The following is a 14394-nucleotide window of genomic DNA, read 5'->3' as shown; positions in this document are numbered from 1 at the left end:
ATTGTTTATCTCTTAAAGTTCTTATCCAGGAGTAGTATTCATCCCGGAAGATCCATAATAATCAATTTGCATGCATCCCTAGGTTTTGTTACTAAACCCATTCCAAAAACTAAAATAGATTGCAGACTGTATTTTCTTACATGAATTCGATTCACGATGATCTGATCAGGTCGCTTAACTCCAAACAGGAAGCATATGTAAATCTGGAATTGCCGGACCCGACCAACGGGGAATATCTCCTCAGTGTTTTCCATCTGGTCCCGGGTGGCAAATTCAACGTTTTGCAGGCAGCTGCTGAAGTTGCTGCTGAATCTTCCACAGGTACGAATTTTAAGGTCAATACTGAGACATCTTTCTCCAAAACAATGAATGCTCTGGTCTATCAGATTGATCTGGAAAGGGAACTTGTCTGGATAGCTTATCCCTGGAGGCTTTTTGACAGGGGTGGCAATGTACAGAACATTTTGACCTATATTGTCGGGAATATTCTGGGAATGAAGGAAGTTGCTGCTTTGAAACTGCTGGATGTATGGTTCTCCCCATCGATGCTTGAGCAATATGACGGTCCGAGCTATACAGTGGATGACATGAGAAAATACCTGGATGTATATGAAAGGCCAATTCTTGGGACCATTGTGAAACCAAAGATGGGGCTTACATCTGCTGAGTATGCTGAGGTCTGTTATGATTTCTGGGCAGGAGGCGGTGACTTTGTTAAAAATGACGAGCCACAGGCCAACCAGGATTTCTGTCCCTACGACAAAATGGTAAAACATGTGAAGGAGGCAATGGATAAAGCTGTCAGGGAAACAGGGCAGAAAAAGGTTCACTCGTTCAATGTTTCAGCCGCCGATTTTGACACCATGATCCAAAGATGCGAAATGATTATAAATGCCGGTTTCGAACCGGGAAGTTATGCATTCCTAATCGATGGCATCACTGCAGGCTGGACGGCTGTGCAGACGCTCAGGCGAAGATACCCGAATGTATTCATTCATTTCCACAGGGCGGCACATGGCGCTTTCACCCGGCCGGAGAACCCTCTGGGATTCTCAGTCCTGGTACTGTCTAAATTTGCAAGGCTTGCCGGTGCCTCCGGGATCCATACAGGCACTGCCGGTGTCGGCAAGATGAAAGGAACACCAGAAGAGGATGTTGTTGCTGCGCACGGCATCCAGTATTTGAGCTCAGAAGGCCACTTCTTCAAGCAGGCATGGACCAAGATACCGGAGACCGACAAGGATGCCATTGGACTTGTGAACGAGGACGTAGCCCATCACGTAATCCTGGAGGATGACAGTTGGAGGGGTATGAAAAAATGCTGTCCAATTGTTTCCGGAGGCCTGAATCCTGTAAGACTAAAACCTTTTATTGATGTTATGGGTAATGTGGATTTCATAACGACAATGGGTTCCGGCGTACATGCCCATCCCGGTGGAACACAACTAGGTGCCAGGGCTCTGGTCCAGGCATGCGATGCCTATCTCAAAGGCATTGATATACAGGAATATTCCAGGGGCCACGAGGAACTGGCACAGGCGATCGAATACTTCGCAAAGGCATCAAAAGATGCCATGTGATCTTAAAAATAAAACCAGTATGATGTTACAGCAGAAAATATAAAGAAAAGCACAAATAAAGTGCTTTCCATATTTTTTGACAATAACCCGGTACATCCCGACATTGCCGGAATGTAACTCCACCATCGCTCATACTCCACTAATAATGACTGCTGAAAGCCGGAACGTTAGCAAGCCGGTTCTCTTGAGGGAATGAGGCAATATTTGGCATGATAACGTTCCTTTATAGCAATCGTTTTTTGTGCTTCAGCGTTTTCCCGATCAATCCATATCGTACCACCGAATGGTCTGCAGCCACCTAGAATTTAGGGATCATATGACTGCAAATCCTACTACTAATTTCAACTATATAAATATATCTATACTATAATATATGTTGAGCATCATTATGATGATATGTGCTATTGGCAGATCACAGTAAATCCTTTTGATCTGGTTCTGCTTCTACAATAGCCATCATTTCCCTGATACGAAGGTTATAATACTATTCGAGGCTTAAAATAAATAAAATCCATACCGAGGAGATAGATGAATAATGCCAGGCGGAAAAATGCATGAAATGATCAACGTAGCAGTGTTGATGGTTACAATATCAGGACTTATTTACTTTACAACATTGAAAGAACCTGCTGAATTTATAAATTACCTGAACGCCTATACTATACTGATCTTTGCGGCAGCCTATGTTTTTGCAACATTCTTCCTTAGCCCTGACCTTGACATCGATAGTAAGCCCTATAAAAGATGGGGGATTCTCAGAGTACTCTGGTGGCCCTACAAAGTCATATTCAAACATAGAGGATTCTCCCATAATCCGATACTTGGACCTTTGTCAATATTAATTAACCTTGCACTGATAGTAGTTCCCTTGTTACTGCTTGCAGGTTTTGGTATGCAGAATCTGCCTGCAGGATTCATCATAGCGACTATTGCAGGTATTGTTCTGTCAATAGAGGTGCATATAATATCCGATGCTTTTATTTCAAAGATGAAAAGTGCTTTTTAACATAGGGAAGTTCAGTTCTTCCCAGTTTTGAACCCGGCATCTCTGTAATTTCTCAGTTTTACCATTGCGGTGCTTTTGGGAATCCTTACTAAGTGGCTGCTATATATATGAGACAAATAAAAAGCTTGTAACCGGCGGACTAAAATTATTTCTGTCTTCAATTCCAATATTGTATTGCCGGGCAGGAAATATGGGGAATTTCGGGAAAATTGCAGAGGTATACTCAGATATTGAAAAAATGAACTCTCATAAGGAAATAGTGGAAACACTGGCATCCTTCCTGAAGAAGCTCGAACCTGAAGATGCAGGAATTTCTGCCTATTTTGCATTGGGGAACATTGGGCCCAAATTCGAGGACATTGACCTGGGTATTGGAGAGAGGCTTGGCATAAGGGCTATATCATCTGCCTACGATGTCTCAAAAGAAGATGTATCCGAACGCTTTTCTGAACTTGGAGATCTTGGGGATGTGGCTTCCAAATTGAATGAACGGCAAAGAAGTTCCATGAGTATAAGGGATGTCTTCGGGCAACTGATAAAGATCAGGGACAGCACCGGGGATAGAAGTCAGATCAAAAAGGTGTCTATTCTCTCAAAACTGCTGGAAGGATCCACACCTGAGGAAGCAAAATATATAATGAGGATTGTCCTTGGGCAACTAAGACTGGGATTCGGGGAGCAATTCCTGATAGAAGCTATGGCTCTGGCATTTACGGATGACAGGAACAATGCAGGAAAAATAGAGGACACCTACAATATCTGCAGCGATATTGGTGAACTTGCGCAGTCACTGGCAGAACAGGGTATAACTTCGCTTGACAGTTTCTCTATAAAAGTAGGGAGGCCGGTCAGGATGATGCTTGCAAAAAGGGTTGACACCATCGAAAAACTGAATAAGATATTTCCAGGTGAGATGGCAGCCGAGGAAAAATACGATGGTGAAAGAGTACAGGTGCATATTGACGGAGATAATATCAGGGCATTCTCCAGGAGACTGGAAGATATCTCTAAACAATTTCCCGACGTCATCGAAGCGTTGCGCGATGGAGTCAGATCGGAAGAAATCGTTATCGATGGTGAGATAGTTGCATATAAGGATTCAAAGATACGGCCCTTTCAGGAACTTATGCAAAGAAGAAGGAAACATGATGTAGAAAAATATATAGATAATATACCGGTTGCTGTTTTTTTCTTTGATGTGATCTATCTTGAAGGCCGGTCCTTACTGCAATCATCCTATCCAGAAAGAAGGAAACAACTTGAGAAAAACCTGAAAGTAACGGATAAGATCAAACTATCACGCAGAGTAGTAAGTCCGAAGATCACTGTAATTCAGGATTTTTTTGATGAATGTATTAAAAAAGGGCTTGAGGGAATAATTATCAAATCCACATCAGAGGACTCTGTTTATCAGCCAGGTAAAAGAGGATGGCTCTGGGTCAAATGGAAGAAGGAATATGCTGAAGGAATCAGGGAGACCTTTGACCTGGTGGTTGTCGGAATCTATTATGGAAAAGGAAAGAGAAAAACTTCATTTGGTGCACTGTTATGTGCGGTACTGAATAAAGAAAAAGGTCAGTACGAGACGTTCACAAAGGTAGGTACAGGATTTACCGATGATGATCTTGATGAGTTGAACACATTGCTTGAAGAACATCTTATCGATAAGGTACCTGCAAACGTAGTAATAAATAAGAGCATGGAGCCTGACAGGTATGTTGACCCGTCGGTAATCATAGAAGTACTGGGTTCCCAGATAACCAGAAGTCCCGGTCATACAGCAGGAAAAAGTGATGGAAAAAAAGGATTTGCACTCAGGTTCCCGAGATTTTTAAGAACAAGATACGATAAAGGGCCAGCAGAAGCCACGACGGTCAGGGAAATAAGTGATATGGGATGATCAACCGCGAGATTGCAGATATTCTATATGAAGCTGCAGATATCCTTGAATTAAATGAGGTGGAATGGAAACCTCGTGCCTATAGGAAAGCTGCGAGAAAGATAGAAGACCTGAATGAAGACATAAGCAATATCTACAGGGACAGGGGAAAAAAAGGACTGGAAGAAATACCAGGGATTGGAAGCCGCATTGCAGATCATATTATTGAATATCTTGAAACCGGGGAGGTGGGGAAATTCGAAAAACTCAAAGAGAAATCGCCTGTCAAAACCGGTGAACTTGTGGAAATAAGAGGTCTTGGTCCTAAAAAAGTGAAAAAGCTTGTTGAACAACTAAATATTAAAACCGTCTCCGATCTCAGGGAGGCTGTGGAACAGCATCAGATAAAGAACCTCACAGGATTCGGTGAAAAGACCGAAAAGAATATCCTGAAATCTATCGGAATGTTTGAAAAGAGTCATGATCGCATGCAGCTTGGAAAAGCCATGAACCTGGCAGAAGATGTCATAACTTATATGAAAGAGCACAGTGACCTTGAGAAGATCGATTATGCAGGTTCTTTGCGCAGGATGAAAGAGACGATAGGTGATATCGATATGCTTGTTATTGCCAGTGATCCTGACAGGACCATGAATACCTTTGTAAGTATGGAAAATGTTGAAAGGGTCGAATCCCGGGGAGTCACCAGAAGCACTGTAATACTAAAAGGTGGGATACATGTGGACCTAAGGGTCGTTCCCGCTGAGAGCTATGGTGCGGCTATGCAGTATTTTACGGGCTCCAAGGACCATAACATAGCATTGAGGGACCTTGCGATCTCAAAAGGCTATAAACTGTCAGAATATGGCCTTTTCGGGAAAGTCTCTCAAGAAAAAGTCGAAGGTGAGAGTGAACAGGGTATATACGAAAGGCTTGGTCTTCAGTACATCCCGCCGGAACTCCGGGAGAACAGGGGGGAGGTCGATATTGCCAGGCAGAATAGCCTTCCTGAACTGGTAACGCTCAATGACATCAAAGGAGACCTTCACATTCATACTACATTTAGTGAAGGCAGTGACAGCCTTGAGGATGTTGTCAGGGCTGCGGAGGACATGAGCTATGAATATATTGCGATAACAGATCATTCAAGATCCCGGAGAATATCTAAGGGCATGGAGATCGAAGAACTGAAGCTACAATGGGAAGAAATCGACCGGATCTCAGGAGAATATGATGTGAAAATCCTTAAAGGTGCTGAAGTGGATATATTGAAAGATGGCAGCCTGGATTATCCGGATGAGGTTCTGGGCGGACTTGACATTGTTGTAGGTTCGGTTCACTCCGGATTTGAGTCCGCAAAGGAAGAAATGACTGAACGGATTGTAGCTGCACTTGAGAATAAGTATCTCAACATTCTGGGGCATCCTTCCGGAAGGCTGATTGGTAAAAGAGAACCCTATAATGCTGATTTTGATATGATTTTTGAGACCGTTGCCGACAAGGAAAAAATACTGGAAATAAACAGCCATCCCGAAAGACTTGACCTGAATGACAAGCTGATATTGCAGGCAAAGATGTTTGGTGTAAAGTTCAGTATTAATACGGACAGTCACTCTGTACCCAATCTTGATTTCATGAGATTTGGTGTAGGTCAGGCACGCAGGGGGTGGTTGACAAAGGATGATGTTGTCAATACATTTTCATATAACAGCCTCAAAAAAATGCTTAAAGCTTAAAAGGGGATATTTATAACAGAAATCTTAATTATGCCTGATGCATCTCTGATACTTTAAAGATCAGAGATGTATCAGTAACGATCTGACTTCTGTTTAAATTTTTGGATTTTTTGGCTTATCTCTCCCTTTTTAAGTATATGGCTGATGTTATTCCGGCAATCGCAAGAACGGCACCAAATCCAGGGGATTGCTGTTCAGATGCTGAGTCGCCGGATGGCTCTCCGGTGGTTTCCTGTGGTTCACTTTCGTTTGCAGGTGCAGATGCATCTTCCATATCCCTATCCTCTGCCGGATCGTTTTCATTGTCTCCTGTCTCTGATGGCGCCTCTGATGCTGTCTGATGCTTATCAGCAGGATCACCTGGGAAGGTCAGATTATTGATCTCTTCCAGATTGGTGAACCCGTCCCCGTCAGAATCCAGGTTTTCAATTGAAGCAAAGTCTCTCCCGTTTTCCTCATACGCCATCCCATAAGGATTCCTTGGCCCTCCGCCGTTTGCATTGTTGTGACATGTAAGACATGCGTCAAGCTTTGTGTCTTCTGTGTAATATTGTTCGTTGAAAGTCTCCAGATATGGAGGTCTTGCAGTTACAGTGAATGAGCCCAGCAATATTATAATCACTGACAGGAGTACGGCAAGTATCTTATATCTCATATGTCCACCACTCTTTTCTAAGAAGAATGATTTAGTCAGTATGTATTTAAGCATTATTATTTTTGACATATGCAAAGATATTAGTGAAGTGCAGAAACTTATTTTGGTTATGAGATCGGGGAAGAGGATAATTATGGAACTAGAAGATAAGGAATTCGAATATTAGACATTTGATCATATCGATTTCACAGGAATCTCTTTCAAGAATTCAATGTTTATCGATTCCAGTTTTGAGAATTGTAATTTATCGAATGTGAACCTGGGAAACACAAAATTCCGGGATGTCCGATTCAGTAACTGTAAGATTATGGGACTGGATTTTTCAAAATGCAACAACTTCATACTAACAATCGGTTTCGAGGATTCTTTGATATCCTATTCGGTGTTCTGCAATATGAATCTTGAAAACACGGATTTCATCAACTGCCGGGTCTATAATTGTGATTTTGTAAATAACAATCTTAAGAATGCGAATTTTGAAGACTCAGACCTTAAGGACAGCATCTTTAAAAATACGGATCTAAGCCATGCATCATTCAAGAATGCAATAAGTTATAATATAGACCCGACTGATAATTTCCTGAAAAGTACCAAATTCTCTGTTCCCGAAGTCATTTCACTTCTAAATGTCTATGATATTGAACTGGTGTGAAACTGCCGGATAAAATATCAGGAACTTATTCAGATCAGCAGGCGATCAAAATTACTTTATGTGGATATCGCCGAAAGCTTTATAATTAGGCAAGCCCTAACTAACAGCCCGGATGAAGATATGATAGAGAAAAAGGAGCATTTATATATAGTCTTTGAAAACCTTCTTAGAATCAAAAGCGAATGCTCTTCTGACTTATTCTCTGAATGTGGATTGCCGGACATCACTGTGAAGCAGATAGAGTACCTGAGAATGATCGACGAACATGGGGAAGTGACTTTCAGCGGGCTTGCAAAGATTACCCGAAACTCAAAACCCACAATTACAGAGATGATCAACAAATTCGTTAAAATGAAATGCGTATACAGAGAAAAATCCTCTGATGACGGCCGGATATTTTACATACGTCTGACCGATAAAGGGCAGACTCTGGCCCGTTCCGAAGAGGCCGCGTTGTTTAAACTTATTGAAAGGATGGCAGGTTCACTGGACGAGAAAGATGTGGATACTCTTATATGGATTCTGCAAAAAGTGAGATAATTTTTTCTGCCGCATAATTAGGTTAACTAAAACTAAATACTTATGATAATATCAAGTGATTAATAATGTATTCACAACAAACCACTAACAACAGAGAGAGTAAAGAAAGTATTGCGATACCGCTCTTTGAAACAGTTATTTACCCTAAAAGTCAGACCAAATTCCTGGTTGACAGAACCACCGGAGAAACACTTTTAAATAAAGTTAAAAATGATGGATCTGCATATGTAATTGGGTTGACTGTAAAGAGTGGTACGGAACCCTCTGATCTTTCAGAAGATGCTTTTTACAGAACAGGAAACCTACTTCGAGTGATGTTTGTTCAACCCGCTGATAAAGGATACATGGTTTCTGCGAGATCTATCCAGAGAGTGGGATCTGTTTCCCTGTACAAAAAAGAGGGAGTGTTCTATACAGCATATGAGCCTGTTCCTGACATCGATGATCTAGATGATGAACTCCAGGAGGAGCTCATAGCAGATGTAAAAAAGACAATTCATGATATAAGTGACCGTTTCCAGAGCTCGGAACAGTTTGTCAAGCCGATCGACAAGATGGATTCCATTGACAAGATAATGGGTTACGTTATGCCATTCATGCCCATAGAGCTGAAAGATAAACAGGACCTTATGGAAACAGTTTCCGTTCGTGAACGTTACCTCACTTTCCTCTTTGTTCTGACAAACCAGAAAGAGAACATCAATGTTCAGTTAGATGTTGCAAAAAAGGTTGCTGAGAAGGTGAATAAGTCGCACAGAGAAGCGATGCTCAGAGAACAACTTAGGGTGATCCAGGAAGAGCTCAATGAGAACGACGATCCTGTTTCAGGTGAAGGAGGATACAGAGACAGAGTCGAAAACTCAGAAATGCCAGATGAAGTTAAAAAGAAAGCACTCTCTGAGTTGAAGAAACTCGAAACTGGAGGCAATCATAATCCTGAAAACCATGTTATCAGGAATTATCTGGATATTCTGGTTGACCTTCCATGGGTAATAGAAGAGAAAAAGAGCATCGATATTACCGAAGCCCGTCATGTGCTTGAGAGCAACCATAACGGACTTGAAAAGGTCAAAGAGAGAATCATCCAGCACCTTGCTGTCATGAAGCTTAAAAGTGAGAAACAGGGCTCGATCATACTGTTTACAGGACCTCCCGGAACCGGGAAAACAAGTCTTGGAAAGAGTATCGCGGACGCCCTTGGAAGGGAGTATGTCCGTGTGAGCCTTGGTGGTGTAAGGGACGAAGCAGAGATCAGGGGACACAGAAGAACATATGTCGGAGCCATGCCAGGCAGGATAGTTCAGGGTATAAAAAAGGCAGGCACAAAGAACCCGGTCTTCATTCTGGATGAGATCGACAAGCTCTCGGCTTCCTACTCAGGAGACCCTGCAAGTGCACTTCTGGAAGTCCTTGACCCGGAGCAGAACAGCACATTCTCGGATCACTATCTGGAGGTCCAATATGATCTGTCTGAAGTACTGTTCATAGCCACAGCCAACTCTCTGGCAACTATACCCGGGCCGCTTCTTGACAGAATGGAGATTATCGAAATATCAGGTTACACCATGAATGAAAAGCTTGCAATCGCAAGAGATCATATACTACCCGTTATACGTGAGGAGCATGGGCTTGATGCGGACGATCTGAGGATAGAAGATGATGCTCTGAAAACTATCATCGATAAATATACTCGTGAAGCAGGGGTCAGAGGTCTTAAGAAGCAGCTTGCAAAGACTGCAAGATTCGTATCCGAGAAGATTGTCTCAGGAAAGGCTGAACTCTCATACGTGGTAAAGGCTGATATGCTCAAGGAGATCCTTGGAAAAGAACTGATCCGGCAGGACGAGGCCAGAAAAGATAACGTGCCCGGTGTGGTTACAGGACTTGCCTGGACACCTGTGGGAGGAGATATCCTTTTCATAGAGGGCACTTTCATGCCCGGAAAAGGTAATCTCACGCTTACAGGTCAGCTTGGAGATGTGATGAAAGAGTCGGCTCATATCTCTCTGAGCCTTGTCAGGTCACGGCTTGCAACCACTACCAGCAGCTTTGACTTCACTGCAAGTGATATCCATATCCATGTGCCTTCGGGAGCAACTCCAAAAGATGGTCCCTCAGCAGGCGTGACTCTCTTTACTGCTCTTACGTCCCTGATCACAGGTAAAGCGGTTGACCCGAAACTTGCCATGACAGGCGAGGTCACACTAAGCGGTGCTGTGTTGCCTGTGGGTGGCATAAAAGAGAAAGTGCTGGCAGCTCACAGAGCCGGTATCAAAAAGGTACTCCTGCCAAAAGAGAACGAGCGGGATCTGGAAGATGTGCCTGAAGATGTCAGGAATGAACTCAGGTTCGTACCTGTAGAGACAATTGAAGATGTTCTGAAAGAGGCCCTGAACATAAATCTTCAAAAACCGATTGCGCCATATATCGGAAATACCTGTGCATCCGTACCTCCCATCTGAACAGACAGATGAAGGAATCGTTTTTGGCCTGACAGGGGCCACAATCTCTTTTTTTACAGACTTTAGAGATATCGGGGTCTGTTTTCCTTATCGTGCTCCTGCCATTTTTCTGGGGTTTTTCAAAAGCATACCTGGAACATAGCTTCGATTTTATCTGCTGACCTTAATTTTATTCAAAACAAGAAAACTGAATACTATTTATATTTTAAAGATTCAGTAAACGATGAACTTGCAATCAGTGATGTACATGGTAAGAAAAACAAGTGACACCGGACCATCTGCAGAGAATACTCTGATACCTTCTGAAGAACCGGGGATCTGCCAGACTCCTGATACCTCCGTCCACAGAACGGAAAAACAGATCGTACTTCTTATTGCCATACTCGCCGGTTTCATAACTCCTTTTGATGGCTCTGCAGTTAATATCGCACTGCCGACAATAGGTGCAGAGTTCCATATGGATGCGATTGCCCTCTCCTGGGTCGCGACCGCTTACCTGCTATCTTCAGCGGTGTTTCTTGTACCCTTCGGTAAGATCGCTGATATTTACGGAAGAAAAAAGGTCTTTCTCTACGGTATAACTATCTTCACCATTGCATCCCTGGCAATGACCATGGTCCCTTCTACGGAGACTCTCATATCTATCAGGGTTGTCCAGGGTCTGGGAAGTGCTATGATCTTCGGAACCGGGCTAGCTATAGTCACTTCGGTCTTCCCGCCCGGAGAGAGGGGTACAGCCCTTGGCATCTATATCACAGCAGTCTACATCGGTCTTTCATCCGGCCCGTTCATAGGAGGGCTGATGACACAGCATCTTGGCTGGAGGAGTATCTTCCTGGTAAACGTTCCTATAGGGGTCTCTACAATTCTCCTGATTATCTGGAAACTCAAAGGTGAGTGGGTAGAGTGCAGTGGTGAGCGTTTTGACCTAACGGGATCAGTGCTCTATGGCCTGGCTGTAATCTCAGTTATGTACGGTCTTTCAGTCCTTCCTGATCTAAAAGGAGTTTCTCTTATGGTAGCAGGTATCGCCGGAGTGATACTCTTTGCTTTTTATGAGATGCAGATACTCTCCCCGGTCCTTGATATCAGGCTTCTTACAAGGAACAGGGTCTTTGCCCTTTCTAATCTGTCTGCGCTCATCAGCTACAGTGCGACTTTCGCAGTGACTTTTCTCCTGAGTCTGGATCTGCAGTACACTAAAGGTTTCACACCCCAAAGCGCCGGATTGATCCTGATAGTGCAGCCAGTTGTCCAGGCTATGATATCGCCGATTGCTGGAAGGCTCTCTGATAAGGTCGAACCACGTTTGATTGCATCGGCAGGCATGGGACTCACTGCAACCGGACTCTTCCTTCTCATTTTTGTTACAGGGACAACTCCTGTATGGTACATGATGATTGCTCTTTTGGTGCTGGGAACTGGATTCGGATTCTTCTCCTCTCCGAACACCAACGTAATCATGAGCTCGGTCGATAAAAGATTCTACGGTGTGGCATCAGGCATGACCGGGACCATGAGGCTGCTTGGACAGATGCTTTCAATGGGTGTTGCGATGATGATTCTTGCTATTGTCACTGGTCCTGTCATGATAACGCCTGAATACTACCCGCAGTTCACTGCAAGTCTGCAGTATGCATTTATTCTGTTCGCTATACTTTGTATTGCAGGGGTTTTTGCCTCACTTGCACGAGGAAAATCTATGTAACGAGCTAAATGAGATTAAGCTGAAATGTTATTTTATATCAATAAGGCTATGAAAGTATTTATAAAAGCCATATCGGAAATTATTTATGAAAAAAGACATTGAACTTTCCTTTAAAGGACAGAATAATCATTAGTGGAAACGGCTTTTATAGGATAACAGCTTTTTTTGCCATGTTCATAAGGTGGGATGAGGCACCTGATAAACCACCACGCTTCCGGCGCCTCTTTCCTTACGAATCCGAGATATCCCCATATCCCGTAAATTTCGGTCTAAAATGTGCGAGCGACCCATGCTCGCATTTTATAGTAGGTCATTTTTGTATATAACCTAAACCGTTCTTAATTGTACGAACAATACGATATTTTATTTGCAATGATTATTTTAATGGCATTATAATTGGATATGCGTTTAAAATAATCAAAGGCATATTCTCAAAAAAAAGATGTTTTACCTGGTTGTTAGCTGTATATTTGCTTTTTGCAAATTCACTTCTGGTCATCCGGTATAAGCCATCTCTTCTCCATAATATCCATTTTTGATCTTATCAGCTAGCATATCACTTTCTTCAGAAATCAGAATCCCGGTGAAGTATTCCATCACAGCAGGAGCTGAATTTATTGTCCTCAATTCCGTTTTATCCTCATGTGTCCAGGATCTGAGTGCGAGCCTGTCAGATTCAAAGAAACAATTCATCTTTTCTTTGACTTGGTGGATTCATGAAGTCACATTTCCTTTATCAGTTTATTTCTCTTCTTCCATTTGTTCCTCTATTATCTGCTTTTGCTTCATAACCGCTTTTTGATGCTCTACTTCTCCGATTATACCTTTGCGCCGCATGTCCAGTGAATGTATCGATCTCCCACTACCATAGAGCAGAAGGATATCACCCACTTTCATCTTGCTGTAGGCATGTGGGGTACCATTATATTCTCCGTTTTGTTCCTGGATACCAAGCACAAGCACTCCCTCATCGGGCAGATTAAGTTCAGCAAGTGTTTTATCAGCCAGCCAGTCCTCTGGTTCGATCTCAAGTTCGGATACCTGGTAATCTCCACCAAGATAGATCAGGCTTGCAGTGTCGGTTGTCTCGATACTGGTCCATTTCATAAGTGCGAAGTTAATAAGCCGGGTTAAATGTTTATCAACCCACCGACTCTTAGTTAAAGCCAGAAGAACAGTCAGTCCTGCAAGGATGGTAGTGATCTGGCCCAACCAGCTAGTGTTTCCGACATTAAAGGAAACAAGGATTAGAGAGGCTATGACCGTAACTATTCCTGCGTTTCCCACCAGCATTAGCGTCATGATAATCCTGCGGCGCATGGGATGACTCATCATCCTTTCAGATTCACGTGTGGTATAACCTGCACCACTGAATGCCGAGCGTGCCTGGAAACGTGCAACTTCACTGGACATGCCTGTAAGAGTAAGGGCTATCGTAGCTATCCTGTTGATAATGAGTGACAGGATTATAATCGCGAAAAATGTTACCAAAGCCGCTGCCATCCAGCTTTACTCCCTGGAACCTGTTTCGGTTTTCATCTTTAGAAATCTCTTTGCATATACCTTGTAAATACGAGTATTAAACTTTTGTTCTGTTAACAGGATACTTGGTATATATCCGCAATTAAGCAAACTATGGGTAGATGAAATAAATGGTTTAAAAAAGTTAAGGATTCAGTCTTCGAGACTTGCTATGTCCTCTTCTTCACTGAAAAGATAATCTTTGAGTTCTTTGGCGAAGTTCTCATCGTGCTGCCTTATCCATTCGATAAGCATAGCTGCATGTTCCTTTTCCTCATTGGCGTTGTGTATCAATATTTTCTTAAGGTTACCGTCGGTGCAGGCATCTGCCCTCTGGTTATACCAGTCAACTGCTTCCAGCTCTTCTTTTAGAGAATCGATCGCTCTTTTAAGGTCCAGGGTCTTTTCTGATAATTTACTTCTCTCTTCATGGATCATGTAATCACCAGTGCAAATATGAATTTTTGATGCTATAAATCTTTTGGAAAAAACTAATATTGATTGGATACTTTCATGTTCAATCAGAAAACCGCCTGCCCCCCCGGTGGCAGTCAACTGAATAATAAATTCTCCTCTGTAGGGCTCTGTAGAAATCCTCGATATTCAGGCGAAAATCAAAGTAAGAATAAATCAAAGAGTGCTAATAGCTATTGAA

General features: G+C 42.8%; 12 protein-coding genes and 1 pseudogene. 9 read left to right on the top strand and 4 right to left on the bottom strand.

Annotated features, from left to right (window positions below):
- Positions 1–140 precede the first annotated feature (140 nt).
- From CUN85_RS06990 to polX, 4 genes are all read left to right on the top strand, one after another.
- A complete protein-coding gene (locus CUN85_RS06990) occupies positions 141–1580 on the top strand; it encodes a ribulose-bisphosphate carboxylase (RefSeq protein WP_135389612.1) in 1440 nt (479 codons plus the stop codon).
- A 535-nt stretch (positions 1581–2115) separates the two neighbouring features.
- Positions 2116–2586, top strand: a complete 471-nt coding sequence (locus CUN85_RS06985; RefSeq protein WP_135389611.1) for a metal-binding protein — start codon at positions 2116–2118, stop codon at positions 2584–2586.
- Positions 2587–2776: 190 nt separating this feature from the next.
- On the top strand, positions 2777–4486 hold the full coding sequence (locus CUN85_RS06980) for an ATP-dependent DNA ligase (protein WP_135389610.1): 1710 nt from the start codon (positions 2777–2779) through the stop codon (positions 4484–4486).
- On the top strand, positions 4483–6201 hold the full coding sequence (gene polX / locus CUN85_RS06975; RefSeq protein ID WP_135389609.1) for a DNA polymerase/3'-5' exonuclease PolX: 1719 nt from the start codon (positions 4483–4485) through the stop codon (positions 6199–6201). Before CUN85_RS06980 ends, polX begins: the two co-directional genes overlap by 4 nt.
- A 115-nt stretch (positions 6202–6316) precedes the next feature.
- Here the strand turns inward: polX and CUN85_RS06970 are convergent, their stop codons facing one another.
- Complete coding sequence (locus tag CUN85_RS06970; protein WP_135389608.1) at positions 6317–6856, bottom strand: PGF-CTERM sorting domain-containing protein; 540 nt, start codon at positions 6854–6856, stop codon at positions 6317–6319.
- Positions 6857–7034: 178 nt separating this feature from the next.
- Here CUN85_RS06970 and CUN85_RS13710 point away from each other — a divergent pair.
- From CUN85_RS13710 to CUN85_RS06950, 5 genes and pseudogenes are all read left to right on the top strand, one after another.
- Positions 7035–7178 (top strand): annotated as a pseudogene (locus CUN85_RS13710) (pentapeptide repeat-containing protein); the annotation flags it as partial.
- 72 nt (positions 7179–7250) lie between these two features.
- Positions 7251–7508, top strand: a complete 258-nt coding sequence (locus CUN85_RS13705) for a pentapeptide repeat-containing protein (protein WP_235856247.1) — start codon at positions 7251–7253, stop codon at positions 7506–7508.
- Between the two features lie 120 nt (positions 7509–7628).
- A complete protein-coding gene (locus CUN85_RS06960) occupies positions 7629–8048 on the top strand; it encodes a MarR family winged helix-turn-helix transcriptional regulator (protein ID WP_135389607.1) in 420 nt (139 codons plus the stop codon).
- Positions 8049–8113: 65 nt separating this feature from the next.
- A complete protein-coding gene (gene lon, locus CUN85_RS06955) occupies positions 8114–10510 on the top strand; it encodes an endopeptidase La (RefSeq protein WP_135389606.1) in 2397 nt (798 codons plus the stop codon).
- A 247-nt stretch (positions 10511–10757) separates the two neighbouring features.
- Positions 10758–12218: an MFS transporter gene (locus CUN85_RS06950; RefSeq protein ID WP_135389605.1), complete on the top strand. Its 1461-nt coding sequence runs from the start codon at positions 10758–10760 to the stop codon at positions 12216–12218.
- Positions 12219–12713: 495 nt separating this feature from the next.
- Here CUN85_RS06950 and CUN85_RS06945 read toward each other — a convergent pair whose 3' ends face one another.
- The 3 genes from CUN85_RS06945 to CUN85_RS06935 all read right to left on the bottom strand — a co-directional run bounded on the left by CUN85_RS06945 (position 12714) and on the right by CUN85_RS06935 (position 14177).
- Complete coding sequence (locus CUN85_RS06945) at positions 12714–12911, bottom strand: hypothetical protein (RefSeq protein WP_135389604.1); 198 nt, start codon at positions 12909–12911, stop codon at positions 12714–12716.
- Between the two features lie 48 nt (positions 12912–12959).
- Entirely contained in the window at positions 12960–13721 is a 762-nt protein-coding gene (locus tag CUN85_RS06940) for a TrkA C-terminal domain-containing protein (protein WP_135389603.1), read from the bottom strand.
- Positions 13722–13892: 171 nt separating this feature from the next.
- Positions 13893–14177, bottom strand: coding sequence for a ferritin family protein (locus CUN85_RS06935; RefSeq protein WP_135389602.1), 285 nt, complete (start codon positions 14175–14177; stop codon positions 13893–13895).
- Positions 14178–14394: the final 217 nt, after the last annotated feature.

Origin of the sequence: Methanolobus halotolerans, from assembly GCF_004745425.1 — an archaeon.
GTDB classification, from domain to species: domain Archaea; phylum Halobacteriota; class Methanosarcinia; order Methanosarcinales; family Methanosarcinaceae; genus Methanolobus; species Methanolobus halotolerans.
This window is presented reverse-complemented; position numbering and strand designations above follow the sequence as displayed.